12 protein-coding genes are annotated in these 16,425 nt (G+C 45.3%); 11 read left to right on the top strand and 1 reads right to left on the bottom strand.

The window, feature by feature from the left end; all coding sequences use genetic code 11:
* The 9 genes from HQ865_RS11655 to glgB all read left to right on the top strand — a co-directional run bounded on the left by HQ865_RS11655 (window position 1) and on the right by glgB (window position 12,882).
* Entirely contained in the window at window positions 1-2,592 is a 2,592-nt protein-coding gene (locus tag HQ865_RS11655; protein ID WP_173415059.1) for an alpha-L-arabinofuranosidase C-terminal domain-containing protein, read from the top strand.
* A gap of 497 nt (window positions 2,593-3,089) precedes the next feature.
* Entirely contained in the window at window positions 3,090-4,058 is a 969-nt protein-coding gene (locus HQ865_RS11650; protein ID WP_173415058.1) for a glycosyltransferase family 2 protein, read from the top strand.
* 156 nt (window positions 4,059-4,214) lie between these two features.
* Window positions 4,215-5,186 (top strand): glycosyltransferase, encoded by a 972-nt coding sequence (locus HQ865_RS11645; protein WP_173415057.1) that lies wholly within the window; start codon window positions 4,215-4,217, stop codon window positions 5,184-5,186.
* A 7-nt stretch (window positions 5,187-5,193) separates the two neighbouring features.
* Window positions 5,194-5,910, top strand: a complete 717-nt coding sequence (locus HQ865_RS11640; protein WP_173415056.1) for a glycerophosphoryl diester phosphodiesterase membrane domain-containing protein — start codon at window positions 5,194-5,196, stop codon at window positions 5,908-5,910.
* 6 nt (window positions 5,911-5,916) lie between these two features.
* Window positions 5,917-7,410, top strand: coding sequence for a GH3 auxin-responsive promoter family protein (locus HQ865_RS11635; protein WP_173415055.1), 1,494 nt, complete (start codon window positions 5,917-5,919; stop codon window positions 7,408-7,410).
* Window positions 7,411-7,465: 55 nt separating this feature from the next.
* Entirely contained in the window at window positions 7,466-7,843 is a 378-nt protein-coding gene (locus tag HQ865_RS11630) for a four helix bundle protein (RefSeq protein ID WP_173415054.1), read from the top strand.
* Window positions 7,844-7,920: 77 nt separating this feature from the next.
* The gene (locus tag HQ865_RS11625; protein WP_202020505.1) at window positions 7,921-9,108 is read left to right on the top strand and encodes a 1-deoxy-D-xylulose-5-phosphate reductoisomerase; all 1,188 of its coding nucleotides are present in this window, start codon (window positions 7,921-7,923) and stop codon (window positions 9,106-9,108) included.
* 3 nt (window positions 9,109-9,111) lie between these two features.
* Window positions 9,112-10,458 (top strand): RIP metalloprotease RseP, encoded by a 1,347-nt coding sequence (gene rseP, locus HQ865_RS11620; protein WP_173415052.1) that lies wholly within the window; start codon window positions 9,112-9,114, stop codon window positions 10,456-10,458.
* Between the two features lie 519 nt (window positions 10,459-10,977).
* On the top strand, window positions 10,978-12,882 hold the full coding sequence (gene glgB, locus HQ865_RS11615) for a 1,4-alpha-glucan branching protein GlgB (RefSeq protein WP_237073809.1): 1,905 nt from the start codon (window positions 10,978-10,980) through the stop codon (window positions 12,880-12,882).
* A 146-nt stretch (window positions 12,883-13,028) separates the two neighbouring features.
* Here glgB and HQ865_RS11610 read toward each other — a convergent pair whose 3' ends face one another.
* Complete coding sequence (locus tag HQ865_RS11610) at window positions 13,029-13,511, bottom strand: tetratricopeptide repeat protein (RefSeq protein WP_173415051.1); 483 nt, start codon at window positions 13,509-13,511, stop codon at window positions 13,029-13,031.
* A gap of 107 nt (window positions 13,512-13,618) precedes the next feature.
* Here HQ865_RS11610 and HQ865_RS11605 point away from each other — a divergent pair, with 107 nt between their 5' ends.
* Together HQ865_RS11605 and HQ865_RS11600 are read left to right on the top strand one after the other, a co-directional pair.
* A complete protein-coding gene (locus tag HQ865_RS11605; protein WP_173415050.1) occupies window positions 13,619-13,813 on the top strand; it encodes a hypothetical protein in 195 nt (64 codons plus the stop codon).
* 195 nt (window positions 13,814-14,008) lie between these two features.
* A complete protein-coding gene (locus HQ865_RS11600) occupies window positions 14,009-16,372 on the top strand; it encodes an ABC transporter permease (RefSeq protein WP_173415049.1) in 2,364 nt (787 codons plus the stop codon).
* Window positions 16,373-16,425: the final 53 nt, after the last annotated feature.

Raw genomic sequence — 16,425 nt, 5'->3', positions numbered from 1 at the left:
ATGAAAAAAATACTACCTGCTTTATTACTCCTGGCATCGTCGGCATTACCGGGTATGGCTAAAACTAAAGCTGCCGCCCCCGATTCGGTTTACCTGTTTGCCTATGCATCGGTAAAAAACAATAACCATGGCGGCTTGCACTTTGCCTGGAGCCGCGACCGCGCTAACTGGTTTGATATTGGCAACGAGTACGATTATGTAAAAAGCGATTACGGCCGCTGGGGAAGCGAAAAGCGGATGATCACCCCATACATCATCATTAATAATAAAGGCGTTTGGCATTGCCTGTGGAGCTTGAACGAGCGGGATAAAACCTTTGCCCACACCTCATCAACCGATTTGATTGATTGGGGCAGGCAAAGCTACCCCATGCTGCAATTGGGCAAAAATTGCCTGGAGCCGGTACTGGCCTATAATGCCAAAACAGGCACATATACCATTACCTATACCGATAGCGATCATCAGTACTACCAGTTAACCACTACCGACTTTAAACATTACAGCCCGGCTGTGAAAGTACCTGCCTCAAAATATCATAACGCCAGTATCACGGCTGAACTGCCTGCCGGTAAGCAGCGCGGGCAGGTTTATCGTGTAGCATGGTCGACCGTGGATGGCCTGGTAAAAACCGCCGATCTGAAAAAATATCAGAACACGCTTTACGCCGAAACCACCAAACAGGATGCCGAACGCTTTAAAGATTTGAAACCGCTAACGGCCACCATTAAAATAGCGCCCGAAAAGGCCCGCCCGATAAGCGATATGTTGCTGGGCGCGTTTTTTGAAGATCTTAACTACGCTGCCGATGGCGGCCTGTATGCAGAGTTGATCCAAAACCGCGATTTTGAATATCAGCCCGGCGATAAAGAGGGCAGGGATAAAGCCTGGATCAGCACGCACTCGTGGACGGTGAAAGGCAATGGCAGTGAAATGGCGATAGACAGCGTTTCGCCCATACACATTAATAACAGGCATTACGCGGTATTAACTACCCAAAAAACTGGCGCCGCGTTGGTTAATGGCGGGTTTGATGGTATTGTTGTGAAGAAGGGGCAGGCTTATAACCTGTCGCTGTTTACTAAACAATTATCGGGCGCTAACACAGCCATGCAGGTTTCACTGGTAGATGCCGATGGCAGTGTACTGGCCGATACCAAACTGGATGCAGCTAATACGGGCTGGAAAAAGCTGAGCGCCGTGTTAACGCCTAATGCCAATACCGAACATGCAGTGCTGGAGATAAAACCATTAACCACGGGCAAAGTGGCGCTGGATGTGGTTTCGCTGTTCCCGCAAAATACGTTTAATGGCCGTGTCAACGGCCTGCGTGCCGATCTGGCGCAAACCATTGCCGATATCCATCCGCGCTTTATCCGTTTCCCGGGTGGCTGTGTGGCGCATGGCGATGGCTTGGGCAATATCTACCGCTGGAAGAATACCATTGGCCCGGTTGAAACCCGTAAGCCACAGCGCAATTTATGGGGATATCATCAAAGTGCCGGCCTGGGTTATTTTGAATACTTTCAGTTTTGCGAGGATATTGGTGCCGCCCCGGTACCTGTACTGGCAGCCGGGGTGCCATGCCAAAATTCGGGCACGGGTGGTGCCGGTCAGCAAGGCGGTATCCCCATGGCGCAAATGGACGAATATGTGCAGGATGTACTCGATCTGGTGGAATATGCCAACGGCGATGTAAATACCACCTGGGGTAAAAAGCGCGCCGAGGCCGGTCATCCCAAACCTTTCAACCTTAAATATGTAGGGATTGGCAACGAAGACCTGATCACCGATGTTTTCGAGGAGCGTTTCACCATGATCTATAAAGCCATGCGCAAAGCCCATCCCGAAATTACGGTCATAGGTACCGTTGGCCCTTTTTACGAAGGGACAGATTATGAGCAGGGTTGGGATATTGCTGATAAACTGCATGTGCCGATTGTTGATGAACATTACTATCAGCCACCGGGCTGGTTTATTTACAACCAGGATTTTTACGATAGTTACGACCGTTCAAAATCAAAAGTATACCTGGGCGAATACGCCGCGCATTTGCCGGGCAGGCCTAATAATTTGGAAACCGCCTTGTCTGAAGCTTTATATATGACCAGTTTGGAACGCAACGGTGATGTGCTGAGCATGGCATCGTACGCGCCGCTGCTGGCCAAAGAAGGCCATACCCAATGGAACCCCGACCTGATCTATTTTAATAATACCGAAGTGAAGCCGACGGTGGGGTACTTTGTGCAGCAGTTATACGGTGCCAATTCGGGCGATAGGTATTTGCCTAATACATTGGCGCTATCATCAAACATAGATGCGGTTAAAAAGCGCGTAGCCATATCGGTAGTGCGTGATAGAAAGACTAATGACGTGATCGTAAAAATGGTTAACCTGTTGCCGGTAAAAATCAATACCGACCTGGATTTATCGGGCCTGAACCTTGCCGGTAAAAAGGTAAGCAAAACCATCCTGCAAGGCGATCCTACCAGTAAAACCGCAAGACCCGAAACATCAGAGATAAGCGAACAGGATGCCGCGAAAGCTACGCTGCCGGACTATTCGTTCACGGTGCTGCGCTTTGCCGCTAAGTAAGGGCCAACACGCACCCATTTTGTCATCCCGACGGAACGGGCAGGGCTAAACATGAGGTTGAGGAGAGGCCTTATACGTGCGATAGGGCATCTTTTAATGCTACACTTCTGCCACCATCGCTGTCATTTGTTTTTACGATATTGTATACATCCAACAACCGGCTTTAGGCCGGTTGTTGTGTTTTGGGAGGATGATTATTATACTATCCTGCAAATTGATTTTTTTAAAACGGTACTGAAGTGAGACGTATTAACCGGTTTTTATCATCGATTTGAAGCGTTTCGAGATGTTTTTTGACATATGTAAAAGGGTAAATTAAGATAGTTGCCTACAGTTAAGTGGCGAAAGCATAACATAGTTTCGATTTTACGGGAAATATGTTTTTATGATAAGATTCTACAAAAAGCACAGGTTCGAAATTATATAACAGCTTTTTGCTATTTTTGCCGATAATACGTGGTTTTGCATTTACCCAAGCTACGTTGGCAAACCTGTCAATGGATATATCAGTAGTAGTACCTTTATACGATGAAGTAGAATCGCTGCCCGAGCTAACCTCGTGGATAGCGCGTGTAATGCAGGAAAATGGTTTCACTTACGAAGTGATACTGGTAGACGATGGCAGCAAGGACGGATCGTGGGACATGATCGTAAAACTGAAGGAAAATAACCCTTTCCTGCGGGGTATCAAATTCCGCCGCAACTATGGTAAATCGGCCGCGCTGAATACCGGCTTCGAGGCAGCAAAAGGCAACGTCATCATTACCATGGATGCCGACCTGCAGGATAGCCCCGACGAGATACCTGCCTTGTACCGCCGCATAGTAGAAGATAAGTACGATTTGATATCGGGCTGGAAAGCCAAACGGTACGATCCGCTAAGCAAAACTATCCCAACTAAATTATTTAACGCCGCCACCCGCAAAATGAGCGGTATCCCCAACCTGCACGATTTTAACTGCGGCCTGAAAGCTTATCGCAGCACTGTAGTAAAGAATATAGAGGTTTATGGTGAAATGCACCGCTACATCCCGGTACTGGCCAAATGGGCTGGCTTTGTTAAAATAGGTGAACAGATTGTTGAGCACCGTCCGCGCAAATACGGCAAAACCAAATTTGGTATGGCACGTTTTGTGAATGGTTTCCTGGATCTGCTATCGATATTTTTTGTAGGCAAGTTTGGTAAACGCCCAATGCACTTTTTCGGTGCGATGGGGGTGCTAAGTTTCTTAGCCGGTTTCATCGCCATGGTGTGGGTGATTGTGGAAAAGCAGATCATTATTTACCATAATGAGAAATATCATACACATGATCAATTCCGCCAGGTTACCGAGCAACCGCTGTTTTATATAGCACTGGTGGCGGTAGTTATCGGCTTTCAACTGTTCCTTACCGGTTTCGTAGCAGAATTGGTTGCCCGCAGCGCCAGCGAACGCAATAAATACCAGGTAGAGGAGATGATCTGATGTGCAGATATGCAAATGCGCGTATGTGCAAATGAAAGATCAACTGACAAATTATTCAATTATTAAATAACCATCTGCATATTTGCACACCCGCATATCTGCACATTAAAAAAGCATCTGCATATTTGCACATAAGCACATCTGCACATTCGATACATGTTTTTCTCCATCATCATACCTTTATACAATCGTCCGCAGGAGATCAACGAACTGCTGTATACGCTTACCAAACAAACCTATACCCGGTTTGAGGTGCTGGTGATTGAGGATGGTTCGGTAAATGATGCCAAGGATATCGTAGCCGGCTATGCCGATAAGCTGGATGTAAAGTATTTTGTAAAGCCCAACACCGGCCAGGGTTTTAGCCGTAACTTTGGGTTCGAGCGGGCTATGGGCGATTATTTTATCGTCTTCGATTCCGATTGCCTCATCCCGCCCGACTATCTGGAAATAGTAGCCGAAAGCCTAGCCGCTAATTACCTGGATGCCTACGGCGGCCCGGACGATTCGCACCCATCATTTACACCCATACAAAAAGCTATCAGCTATTCCATGACCTCGCCGTTTACTACAGGTGGTATCCGTGGTAATAAAAAGGGGATAGGGCAGTTTCATCCGCGCAGTTTTAACATGGGTATCTCGCGCAGGGTGTGGGAAACAGCGGGCGGTTACGTCATTACGCGTTTGGGCGAGGATATTGAATATAGCATCCGCATCCACAGCATGGGCTTTAAAATTGGCCTGATACCCGAAGCAAAGGTTTACCATAAGCGCCGTACCAGCTTTTTGCAGTTTTATAAGCAGTTGCACTTTTTTGGGCGCGCGCGCATTAATGTTTACAAGTTCTTTCCCGGGGGATTAAAAGCTGTGCATTTTTTTCCTGCAACGTTTACACTCGGTTTAATATTTACTGTTATAGCCCATGTTTTTGGCTGGCAAATTGTTATATTAGGAGATATAGTGTTAACAGTTTTTATATTGTTAATATTTTTTCATTCGCTTATTAAAAATAAATCTGTAAAAGTTGCATTTTTGAGCATTATTGCGGCGTTTATACAATTAACTGCTTATGGCTTAGGTTTTATGCAGGATTTTTGGAAGCGAATAATATTGAATAAAAATAAATAAGGTTACTATGTACCATCCGTTCTCTATTGCAGAAACTATTAAGGCTGCGTGGGACATTATAAAAAAGAACTTTGTAACCATTATCATCTATTCGGCCATAGCCGTAGTAGCGCTGATAGTGATACAACTGGTCAACTTTATATTCACCTCTACGTCCGATTTTACGGTACAGATCATCCTGTTCTTCCTGCTGTTGTTGATGCAGGGGTATACCACGCTCGGCTTATATAAGCTTATTTTTACGCTGATAGACAGCGAATATTACGAATTTGAGTTTTCGCAGATAGTGCCAACCATACGCATGGTATTAAGCTATATCGCTATTTGCCTGCTGTTCGCGTTCATCGTAACCACGTTTAACTTCTTTATTATTGACAAATGGCTGAGCGATTACCCGGCTACGCAAAACACCGTTAAGTTTTTGGGCGTATTGGTGTTATTGTATATGGCCCTGCGCTACATGTTCTGCGTGTGCTTTATTGTTGACGATGATTCCGGCCCGTTCGAATCGCTGAAGCAAAGTTTTGATATCACCAAAGGTAATCTTACCAAAATTATATTGATCCTGCTCATCAGCATCGGGCTGATCGCGCTTGGATTCATCGCGCTGATCATCGGTATCATTATTACTTACCCGCTGGTAAATATCATCCTGGTGGTTACCTATCGCAAGTTAGTTTACAGCCATATGGATGTGGATGACGATATTGCCGAAACCAATTAAAAAACAATGGGTTTAAAATCTGTTTTAAGTAGGATTTTCGCGGCGGTTGTAAACAGAAAAATAGATCACCTGCGTAAAAACGCGGTGGCATTGCAACAGCAAACTTTTCAGTCAATTATCAATCAGGCAAAGAATACCGCTTTCGGTAAGGATCATGATTTTGAAAAGATTGATAACTATGCCGGTTTCAAAAAGCATGTCCCAATACGCGATTATGAAGACCTGCGCCCTTATATAGAGCGTGTAACTCAAGGCGAAGCCGACGTGCTTTGGCCGGGTAAACCCGCTTACCTTGCTAAAACATCGGGCACCACATCTGGCGTAAAATATATCCCCCTGAGTAAGGAAAGTATGCCCGAGCATATCAGGGCCGCCCGCAACGCCTTGCTCAATTATATCCACGAAACCGGCAAATCTGACTTTGTGGATGGCAAGATGATCTTCCTGCAAGGCAGCCCGGTATTGGCTGAAAAGCATGGCGTGCAGACCGGACGTCTGTCGGGCATTGTAGCGCACCATGTGCCGGCTTATCTGCAAAAGAACCGTTTACCCACTTACGATACCAATTGTATAGAAGATTGGGAGCAAAAGGTAGATGCCATAGTCGACGAGACCTTTAATCAGGATATGCGCCTCATCAGTGGCATACCACCCTGGTGCCAGATGTATTTTGACAGGTTATCGGCAAAAGCAGGTGGTAAGAAAATCAAGGATATCTTCCCCAACTTTAAGCTATTTGTTTATGGTGGGGTGAATTACGAACCTTACCGCGCCCGTATCGAGGAAAGTATCGGTTTCGCTATCGACTCTATCGAGACCTATCCCGCATCCGAAGGTTTTATCGCCTACCAGGATTCTCAAAAAGATAAAAGCCTGCTGTTGCTTTGCGATGCGGGTATGTTCTACGAGTTTATCCCAGCCGAGGAATTTTTTAATGATAACCCAACCCGCATTAGTTTAGCGGATGTAGAGCTGAATAAGAACTACGCGCTTATCCTGAATACCAATGCGGGTTTGTGGGGTTATAGCATTGGCGATACCATTAAGTTTGTATCGAAGGATCCGTACCGCATTTTGGTAACCGGTCGTATCAAACATTATATTTCGGCCTTTGGCGAACATGTGATAGGCGAGGAGGTGGAGCAGGCGTTGATGAGCGTAGCTAAAGAAGAAGGTGTTGACGTGGTAGAGTTTACCGTAGCCCCGCAGGTAAACCCGCCAGCAGGCGAATTGCCTTATCACGAGTGGTTTATAGAGTTCGGTACCGAGCCGAAAGACCTGGAAGCTTTTGCCGGTAAAGTAGACAAAGCCCTGCAGCAAAAAAATATTTACTATTTTGATCTGATCGAGGGTAACATATTGCAGCCTTTAATCGTCAGAAGCTTAAAAAAGGATACCTTTATAAATTATATGCGCGCGCAGGGTAAACTGGGCGGGCAAAACAAGGTACCGAGGTTGAGTAACGACAGGAAGATAGCGGAAGAATTAGGAAATTGTTAGATTGCTTTATTGTTTAATTGTTGTTTTAATGATATTGTTCTAATCAAAGTGTTAAATGGAAAAACGATACTTGCAACTAACAGACCTGACATCATACAAGTCGGCATTCAATTTTGGTAACGAGGTGTGGAAAATTGTGATAGGGTGGGACTACTTTGCTAAAGATACAATAGGCAAGCAGTTTGTAAATGCAGCAGATTCTATATCGGCAAATATCGCAGAAGGTTTTGGTCGCTATCACAAAAAAGATAAAATCAAATTCTATTATTACAGTTTGGGTTCAACAAAAGAGTGCACAGATTGGTGTAATAAAGCACATATAAGAGGTTTAATATCTGATGATATTTATAAGGTAATTAATGTTTACCTGGAAAGATTACCTCGTGAAATACATCAGCTTATTAAATTTACTGAAGAGAAATTGTCCGTATGACATGCTTAGCTAATAGTTATGCAACAATTTCTTAAACCCTAACAGAAAACAATCGAGCAATATAACAATTGAACAATATTAAAAATATAGCCGTATTAGGATCTACCGGTAGCATCGGTACACAAACGTTGGAGGTAATTCAGGAAAACCCTGAATTATTCCATGCCTATGTGCTTACCGCGCAAACTAACGCCGATCTGCTGATTGCGCAATCGCTAAAGTTTAAGCCGGCTTATGCCATTATTTGCGACGAGCAGAAATACCCGCTGGTAAAGCAGGCGCTGGCACATACCGCTGTAAAAGTACGATGTGGGCACCAGGCTATTTGCGAGGTGGTTACAGAGAAGCATATCGATGTGGTGCTGACGGCTATGGTGGGTTTCTCGGGCTTAGAGCCTACAATCGCCGCTATAAAGGCCGGTAAGGATATTGCTTTAGCCAATAAAGAAACTCTTGTAGTAGCCGGCGAATTGGTTACCGCCTTAGCTAAGCAGCATAACGTAAAAATATTACCGGTCGATTCAGAGCATTCGGCTATCTTCCAGTGCCTGGCAGGTGAGGGGCATAACGAGATAGAGAAGATCATCCTAACTGCTTCGGGTGGGCCATTTCGTGGAAAATCTTCCGCATTTTTGGCTAATGTTACCCGCGAGCAGGCGCTGAAGCACCCTAACTGGGTGATGGGCGCCAAGATCACTATCGATTCTGCATCGCTGATGAATAAGGGCCTGGAGGTGATAGAAGCTAAATGGCTGTTTGGTTTAACGCCTGAGCAGATAGAGGTAATTGTGCATCCGCAATCCATCATCCACTCTATGGTGCAGTTTACCGATGGCTCTATCAAGGCTCAAATGGGCCTTCCGGACATGAAGTTGCCTATTCAGTATGCACTTACCTATCCGCACCGGGTTAGGAATGAATTTAAACGTTTCGATTTTACCGCTTACCCAAATCTGAGTTTTGAGAAACCGGACATGGAAAGTTTCCGCAACCTGAAGCTGGCTTTCGATGCGCTGGACAGGGGGGGGAATATGCCATGTATCATTAACGCGGCCAACGAAGTTGCCGTGGCAGGGTTTTTGAAAGATGAAGTAGGTTTTTTGGCCATGAGCGACGTAATTGAGCAGTGTATGGCCGATGTTGAATTTAAGGAAACCCCAACCTTAAATGATTATTTGAATACTGACAAAGAAACACGCATATTAGCAGAATATTTAATAAAGCATAATGCCCCTAATGGCGTTAACAATTTGATTACAAAGTAACGAATGAGTATAGTGATTATGGTGGGCCAGTTGTTGCTGGGCCTTTCAATTTTGGTTATCCTGCACGAGGCAGGGCATTTTTTTGCCGCCCGTGCTTTTGGCATTAAAGTAGAGAAATTCTACCTGTTTTTTGATGCCTGGAACTTTAGTCTGTTCAAATTTAATTACAAAGGGGTCGAATACGGCATAGGCTGGCTGCCATTGGGCGGTTATGTTAAAATTGCCGGGATGATAGATGAATCGATGGATACCGAGCAACTGGCCGGGCCACCGCAGCCATGGGAGTTCCGTTCTAAACCGGCCTGGCAGCGTTTGATCGTGATGCTGGGCGGTATCGTAGTGAATATCATCCTGGGCATCTTCATTTTTTGGATGATCACCCTTAAATATGGCGAAACCTTTGTACCTAATGATAATGTGAAATTTGGTATTGTTCCCGGTAAGATCGGTACACATATTGGCCTGAAGGCAGGCGATAAGATCATTGCGGTAAACGGAAAAACTATTCAGCATTTTGAGGAGTTAATAAGCTCGAAGGTGCTGCTGGGTAACACCCAACTTACCGTTGTAAGAGGCGGTGAAGAAAAAATCATCACCGTTCCGGGCAATATCCTGAATGATATTTCTGATTATGGTATCGGCGAGTTTGTTACCCCGCGTACAAAGTTCGCTATCGATTCGGTAGTGAAGGGCAGTAATGCCCAATTGGCCGGTTTGCAAAAGGGCGATAGCGTTACCGCGGTTAACAAGGTGCCGGTTACATTCTTCGATGAGTTCCAGGCTGAATTGCTGAAGTACAAAAATCAAAAGACCGACCTGACGGTAAAACGTCATGGTAATTTATTAACCCTGGCTACCGAAATTAATAAAGACGGTAAACTTGGTTTTAAGGATGGCAGCACCGGCATCGCTATTAAACCCGATGAACCTGTAACCAAAACAGAAAATTATGGCCTGATCAGCGCGCTGCCTGTTGGTGCTAACCGTGCCTGGGGTATGTTTGCTGATAATGCCAAAGGTTTGGGCAAGGTATTTAAAGGCGAACTGAAGTTTAACAAGGCTGTAAGCGGCCCGGTTGCTATGGCCACCATGTTTGGCAGCCATGTAGATTGGTTTAAGTTTTGGAGCCTGGTTGGTTTACTATCTATGGCACTGGCGCTAATGAACCTGCTGCCTATCCCGGCGCTGGATGGCGGCCATGCCTTGTTCCTGATCATAGAGATGATCAAAGGCAAACCATTGAGCGACAAGTTCCTTGAACGGGCGCAACTGGTGGGTTTTGTAATATTAATCACCCTGATGGTGTTTGTTTTTGGTAATGATATTGTTAAACATGTCATTAAAAAATAAGAGATTGGAGATTAGTTAATCAGAGATTAGTCTTAAATTAACAAGAAAAGCCGCGTGATTGCGGCTTTTCTTGTTTAAGATATTGTCTGTCAGTAGGTTGGAGATCTGCCAAACAAGGCAGGCAGATATATGTTGAATTGAGTATATTTGATGAGATGATGGCACGTTAGCCTCATCGCCTAAAAATTATCTGCGCCCGATGGGCGATCTATTATGGCAAAAAAAACTCCCACCCCTGCAACCGACTTACCTGTAGAAAAACCTGCAAGTAAAAAAAAGGCAATGCCGGCTAAAAAAGCCGAACCTGCTGCCGATAAATCTGTGAAAAAAGCCGCGGCATCTAAAAAAACTACGCCTGCCGCTGATAAACCATTAAAGGAGGTAGTAGCCGCTAAAGCCAAGGCCGAAACTGCAAAAGCCGTAACGCCTAAAAAGGCAGCTGCCCCTAAAAAAACAACGACAAAAAAAACAACCGATAAACAAGATGCCGTAATTGAAGTAGTGGATAGTGCATCGCCTATGCCTGAGGTTTACAGCCGGTTTACCGACTTTGATATCGCCCTGTTTAAATCGGGCAAGCATTATAAATTATACGAGAAATTAGGTTCGCACGTGGTGGAATATAAGGGTGTGGTGGGTACCTATTTTGCGGTTTGGGCGCCTAATGCCCAAACGGTATCGGTTATAGCCAATTTTAATGGCTGGAATAAAAGCGCTACACCGCTGTTCCCCCGTTGGGATGGTTCGGGCATATGGGAGGTTTTTGTACCGAACGTAGGCGATGGAGAAGTGTACAAATACTACATTAAAGCCTCTACAGGCGAAGATCTGGAAAAAGCCGACCCATTTGCCCTGCGCTGGGAAGTGCCGCCGTCTACAGCCTCTATTGTAGCCGATACTTATTACGAGTGGAAGGATCAGGACTGGATGGCCAACCGCCTGCAACATAATGGACTGGATAAGCCATATTCGGTTTACGAGGTACACTTTGGCTCGTGGGCGCGCAGCCCGGAAAGCCCCGATGAGTTTTATACCTACGCTCAAATGGCTGAAAAGCTGGTGCCTTACGTAAAAGAAATGGGCTTTACCCATGTAGAACTGATGCCGATAATGGAACACCCCTACTACCCAAGCTGGGGTTACCAGGTGAGCGGCTACTTCGCGGCCAGCTCGCGTTATGGTACGCCAAAGCAATTGATGTACCTGGTAGAAGAATTTCATAAAGCCGGGATAGGGGTGATACTGGATTGGGTCCCCTCGCACTTCCCTGGTGATGCGCATGCGCTTTACAAATTTGACGGTACGCATTTATACGAGCATGCCGACGTGCGTAAGGGCTTTCACCCCGATTGGAAATCGTACATATTTAACTATGGCCGTAACGAGGTAAGGGCATTTCTGATCAGTAACGCGCTGTTTTGGCTGGACAGGTACCATGTAGATGGCCTGCGGGTAGATGCCGTAGCTTCGATGCTGTATCTCGATTATTCGCGCAAGTATGGCGAGTGGGAACAAAACCAGTATGGCGGTAACGAGAACCTGGAGGCGATATCTTTCCTGAAGGAATTTAACTCGGCCGTATACAGCCACTTCCCCGATGTGCAAACCATTGCCGAGGAATCAACCTCGTTCACCGGCGTTAGCCGCCCGGTTTATACCGGCGGCTTAGGCTTCGGTATGAAATGGATGATGGGCTGGATGCACGATACTATTAAATACTTCGGCGAAGACCCCATCAACAGGAAATATCACCACAATGTGGCTACGTTTAGCCTGATATACGCCTTTACCGAAAACTTTATGCTGCCATTCTCGCACGATGAGGTGGTATACGGCAAAGGGTCGATGCTGCGCAAAATGCCGGGTGATGAATGGCAGCAATTTGCCAACCTGCGTTTGGTATATGGATATATGTTCACACATCCGGGTACCAAACTGCTTTTTATGGGCGCCGAATTTGGTCAGGGAGATGAGTGGAATTACCAGCAATCGCTGCAATGGCACTTGCTGCAATACCCTAACCACCTGGGCATACAGCAAACCATTAAAGACCTGAACGCACTGTATAAAAGCGAACCCGCCCTATATGAAAAAGGCTTTGAAAGCACTGGCTTTGAATGGCTGGATGGCGGCAATGCTAACGATTCGGTACTGGTATATGTGCGTAAAGGCACCGATCCGGATGATGATATTGTTGTAGTGCTGAATATGACCCCGGTAGTACGCCACAACCAGCGCACAGGCGTACCTGCTGGTGGCAAGTGGAAGCAGCTATTCAATAGCGACGAAAAGAAATACTGGGGCAGTGGTGTCGGCAATGCAGAGATCAGCATTTCAGAAGAGGAAGGCTGGCATGGTAAGGATCATTCGATACTGATCACGTTGCCGCCTTTAAGCGCGGTGATGTTTAAGAGAGAAAAATAAACAAATAAACAGTCATGCCGAACTTGTTTCGGCATCCCATTTGGATGGTCGCGAATTTGCATATGGGATGCTGAAACAAGTTCAGCATGACATCAGAAATCATGTTTTAACTCTCCCTCTCCTTTGGAGAGGGGCGGGGAGAGGTATTACAGTGTCGATTTATACTCGCAATTGGCAATAGCCCGCTTATAATCCTCTATCGAATCGAAATTAAGGCAAAGCTTAATGGCTTTTTTGTAATAAGCTATCGCGCTATCAAAATTTTGCAGGTATTCTTCCATTATCCCCAGGCGGTAGTTGATCAGCGATTTATCAACCAGCGGGCGGTTCATGGCCTTGTCGGCTACTGGTTTTAGCTTTTCCCATTGCTCCTGGTAAGTATATAATATTAACAGGTTAATATAAGCATGCGGATAGTTGGGATTGCTGCGTATAGCCGCTTTGTAATGATTTTCGGCGCGTTCGTAGTCATCAAACTGGGTACGGTACAGCCAGCCTAACGAGTTGTGGGCCTGCGCGGTCGAGGGTTCATCAAGGATGATATTTTCAAGCAATTGCTTAGCGTGCAAATAGTTAGTATTGCGTATGGCTTCCTCTGCCTCCAGGTAAGTATCTTCCCAATTATGCATAGCGTTTAAATTAATTACTGCAATATAAACTTTTTTTACATATACGACTATCCTGCCCCTAAAACTTTAAGCCACTAAATACGGTTAATAGTATTAAAAGCTTAAATATGTACAATAAGTTTTTATACATATATCTCATCTGCGGTACGGTGGCACTGTTGTTATTCATCTACCAACTATTTAACACCCACATCCATGGCATTAACTTATGGAATATGGGCGGCGACCTGTTTATGGTAATGGCGCTGTACTACCTGGCTTATAAAACCTATCACGAGAAAAAGGATAAGGAGTTGATGTAGTTTTTATGCTTTCACAGATTTGAGGATGATCTCACCGATTTTTAAATTAAAGAAACAATGTCTGAGTGTGTTTTAATCTGTGAAATCATCCTCAAATCTGTGAAATTACAACTATGTTAAACTTTGTTAAATCCCTGCCAATCAGTAGTTATCGTTAACGCAACCGTTTACTTTTACATCAAACTAAACGGTCATATGTTCAGAAACTACCTAAAGATCGCCTGGCGCAATTTGCTTCGTCATAAAACATTCTCGGTTATAAATATCGGCGGACTGGCTATCGGGATAGCGGCATGCCTGCTGATATCGCTGTATGTACACTACGAGTGGAGTTACGACGCGTATCACACCAAAGGCAACCGCATTGTTCGCATCACCAACCTGATGCGTACGCCAGAAAAGGATAACGTGAACATCGCGCTATCACCAACCTTGCTGGCCGCTACCTTAAAGCACGATTATCCCGACGTGGAGGCCATCACCCGCTTTGAACCCGGAAAGGCCATTATAAAAGTGGGCAACCAGTTGTATAACGAGGATAATGTGCTGGGCACCGATGTTGAGATTTTTAAGGTATTCAACTATCCGCTTACCGAGGGCGATCCCTCACACGCTTTAGCCGATAGGCAAGGGATTGTATTATCGGCCAGGTTAGCTAAGAAGTACTTCGGTAATCAAAAAGCATTGGGCAAAAATATCAGCTACAATAAAAAGCCTTATCACGTAACCGGTGTAATGGCCGAACTGCCCGAAAATTCCGACCTGAAAATAGATGCCTTAGTCAACGGTAACTTTGAAAAGGAGACCGCCTGGATGGATGCCGATTTTGCGGTATACACCTTTGTGCTGTTTAAGCAAAAGCCCGATCTGGATATCCTGAAGAAAAAATTGGCCATTATATCAAAACGTGACCTGCAACCCGAACTAAATAAAACCGGCGCCGTGGGCTATTCGGTGCAGTTTGATGCGGAAATGTTAAAGGATGTGCACTTCAGTACCGATAAGATGGGAGATACCCCGAAGGGCGATAAGTTGCTGGTATACATCTTCTCGGTATTAGCGATGCTGATCCTGTTGATTGCTTTGTTAAATTATATCAATCTCTCTACCGCCCGGGCCACCGAGCGAGCAAAAGAGGTTGGGGTGCGCAAGGTGAACGGCGCGCTGCAATCCAGCCTGGTGCGGCAGTTTCTGTTCGAATCGCTTTTTGTAACGATGATTGCCTTGCTTATTGGTATCGGGTTAATGTTTTTGATGCTGCCCTTGCTAAATAACCTGTTGCAGATCAGGATCTCGTTCTTAAGTTCAGCATTTAGTTTTATTACGGTATGTGGTTTGGTGTTGGCCTCGTCCTTGCTCACAGGCTTATACCCGGCTTTTGTACTGTCGGCATTTAATCCCATAGCTGTTTTAAAAGGTAATTTTAAGTTTCAGGCTAAGGGAATATCGTTGCGCAAGGGTATTACTATTGTGCAGTTTGTTATTGCCACGGTAATGATAGCCGGCGCCTTTATCATGAATCAGCAAATTAACTTTGTACAGCACCGTTCGATAGGTTATGATAAGGATCAGTTGCTAAATGTTGGTTTGCCTGATGATTCGGCAGCCTTAACGCGGGTGGGCGCCTTCAGTAATGCGCTAAAGCAATTAAGCCAGGTAAAAGGACTCACTGCGCAAACCGGTTTATCTATGCTGAATAATCAAACCCCAAAATCAACTACAACGGTGATGGTGAACGGCGTTAAGCGCGAGATCGTAGCCAATTACTTTTCGGTTGATGAGCATTTTATACCTTTGTTGCACATGCAGCTTATTGCCGGCCACAATTTCTACGGTAATGAAAAGGTTAAAAAAGCGGGATACATCGTTAATGAGGCATTTCTGAAGCAAGTTGGTCTTAAAGACCCCATCGGCAAAAACGCAAACGGCTTTGATGATAAGAGCAAGATCATCGGCGTGGTCAAAAATTTTCATTACGCATCTATGCACAATCCCATTGCGCCGCTGGTGTTAGTTTATCAATCGATGAAACCAACATCGGTACTGGTAAAAATAAACCCTCACGATGCGAACTTAGTGCACAAAACCTGGCAAACTTATTTCCCTGATGTGCCTTACAGCGCCGATTTTATGGATGACGGCTTTAACGCCATGTATCAAAAAGACAGAACAACCATCCGACTGTTCAACTTCTTTACGCTGCTATCCATCCTGCTGGCCAGCCTTGGCTTGTATGGTTTGGCCAACCTGATAGCTGTGCAACGTACTAAGGAGATCGGCATCCGTAAGGTATTAGGCGCCGCCCTCGATCAATTATTAGTATTACTGGCTAAGGATTTTGTAAAGTTGGTTGCCATAGCCGCGGTGTTGGCTATCCCTATCACCTGGCTGGTAATGAATAAGTGGCTGGCGTTTTATGCTTACCATATCGATATCAGCTGGTGGCTGCTGGCCTTGCCGGTGGTGATCATTATCGCCATATCCATCACTGTCATCAGCTATCAAACCGTTAAAGTGGCTGTGAGTAACCCGGTGAATAGTTTGAAGAATGACCGCTGATTTTCGCTGATATTTTTGATTCCGTTGATTATCAAACACGGACTATCAGCGAA

The organism is Mucilaginibacter mali (genome assembly GCF_013283875.1).
GTDB lineage: Bacteria > Bacteroidota > Bacteroidia > Sphingobacteriales > Sphingobacteriaceae > Mucilaginibacter > Mucilaginibacter mali.
Note: the sequence above shows the minus strand (reverse complement) of the source record. Positions and strands in the feature narration are given on the sequence as shown.

Bases quoted from the DNA above. Each gene is read 5' to 3' on its own strand.
- HQ865_RS11630 (WP_173415054.1), top strand. From the start codon at position 7,466: ATGGAAAAACGATACTTGCAACTAACAGACCTGACATCATACAAGTCG.
- HQ865_RS11650 (WP_173415058.1), top strand. From the start codon at position 3,090: ATGGATATATCAGTAGTAGTACCTTTATACGATGAAGTAGAATCGCTG.
- HQ865_RS11645 (WP_173415057.1), top strand. From the start codon at position 4,215: ATGTTTTTCTCCATCATCATACCTTTATACAATCGTCCGCAGGAGATC.
- HQ865_RS11600 (WP_173415049.1), top strand. From the start codon at position 14,009: ATGTTCAGAAACTACCTAAAGATCGCCTGGCGCAATTTGCTTCGTCAT.
- HQ865_RS11640 (WP_173415056.1), top strand. From the start codon at position 5,194: ATGTACCATCCGTTCTCTATTGCAGAAACTATTAAGGCTGCGTGGGAC.
- HQ865_RS11605 (WP_173415050.1), top strand. From the start codon at position 13,619: ATGTACAATAAGTTTTTATACATATATCTCATCTGCGGTACGGTGGCA.
- glgB (WP_237073809.1), top strand. From the start codon at position 10,978: ATGCCTGAGGTTTACAGCCGGTTTACCGACTTTGATATCGCCCTGTTT.
- HQ865_RS11655 (WP_173415059.1), top strand. From the start codon at position 1: ATGAAAAAAATACTACCTGCTTTATTACTCCTGGCATCGTCGGCATTA.
- rseP (WP_173415052.1), top strand. From the start codon at position 9,112: ATGAGTATAGTGATTATGGTGGGCCAGTTGTTGCTGGGCCTTTCAATT.
- HQ865_RS11635 (WP_173415055.1), top strand. From the start codon at position 5,917: ATGGGTTTAAAATCTGTTTTAAGTAGGATTTTCGCGGCGGTTGTAAAC.
- HQ865_RS11610 (WP_173415051.1), bottom strand. From the start codon at position 13,511: ATGCATAATTGGGAAGATACTTACCTGGAGGCAGAGGAAGCCATACGC.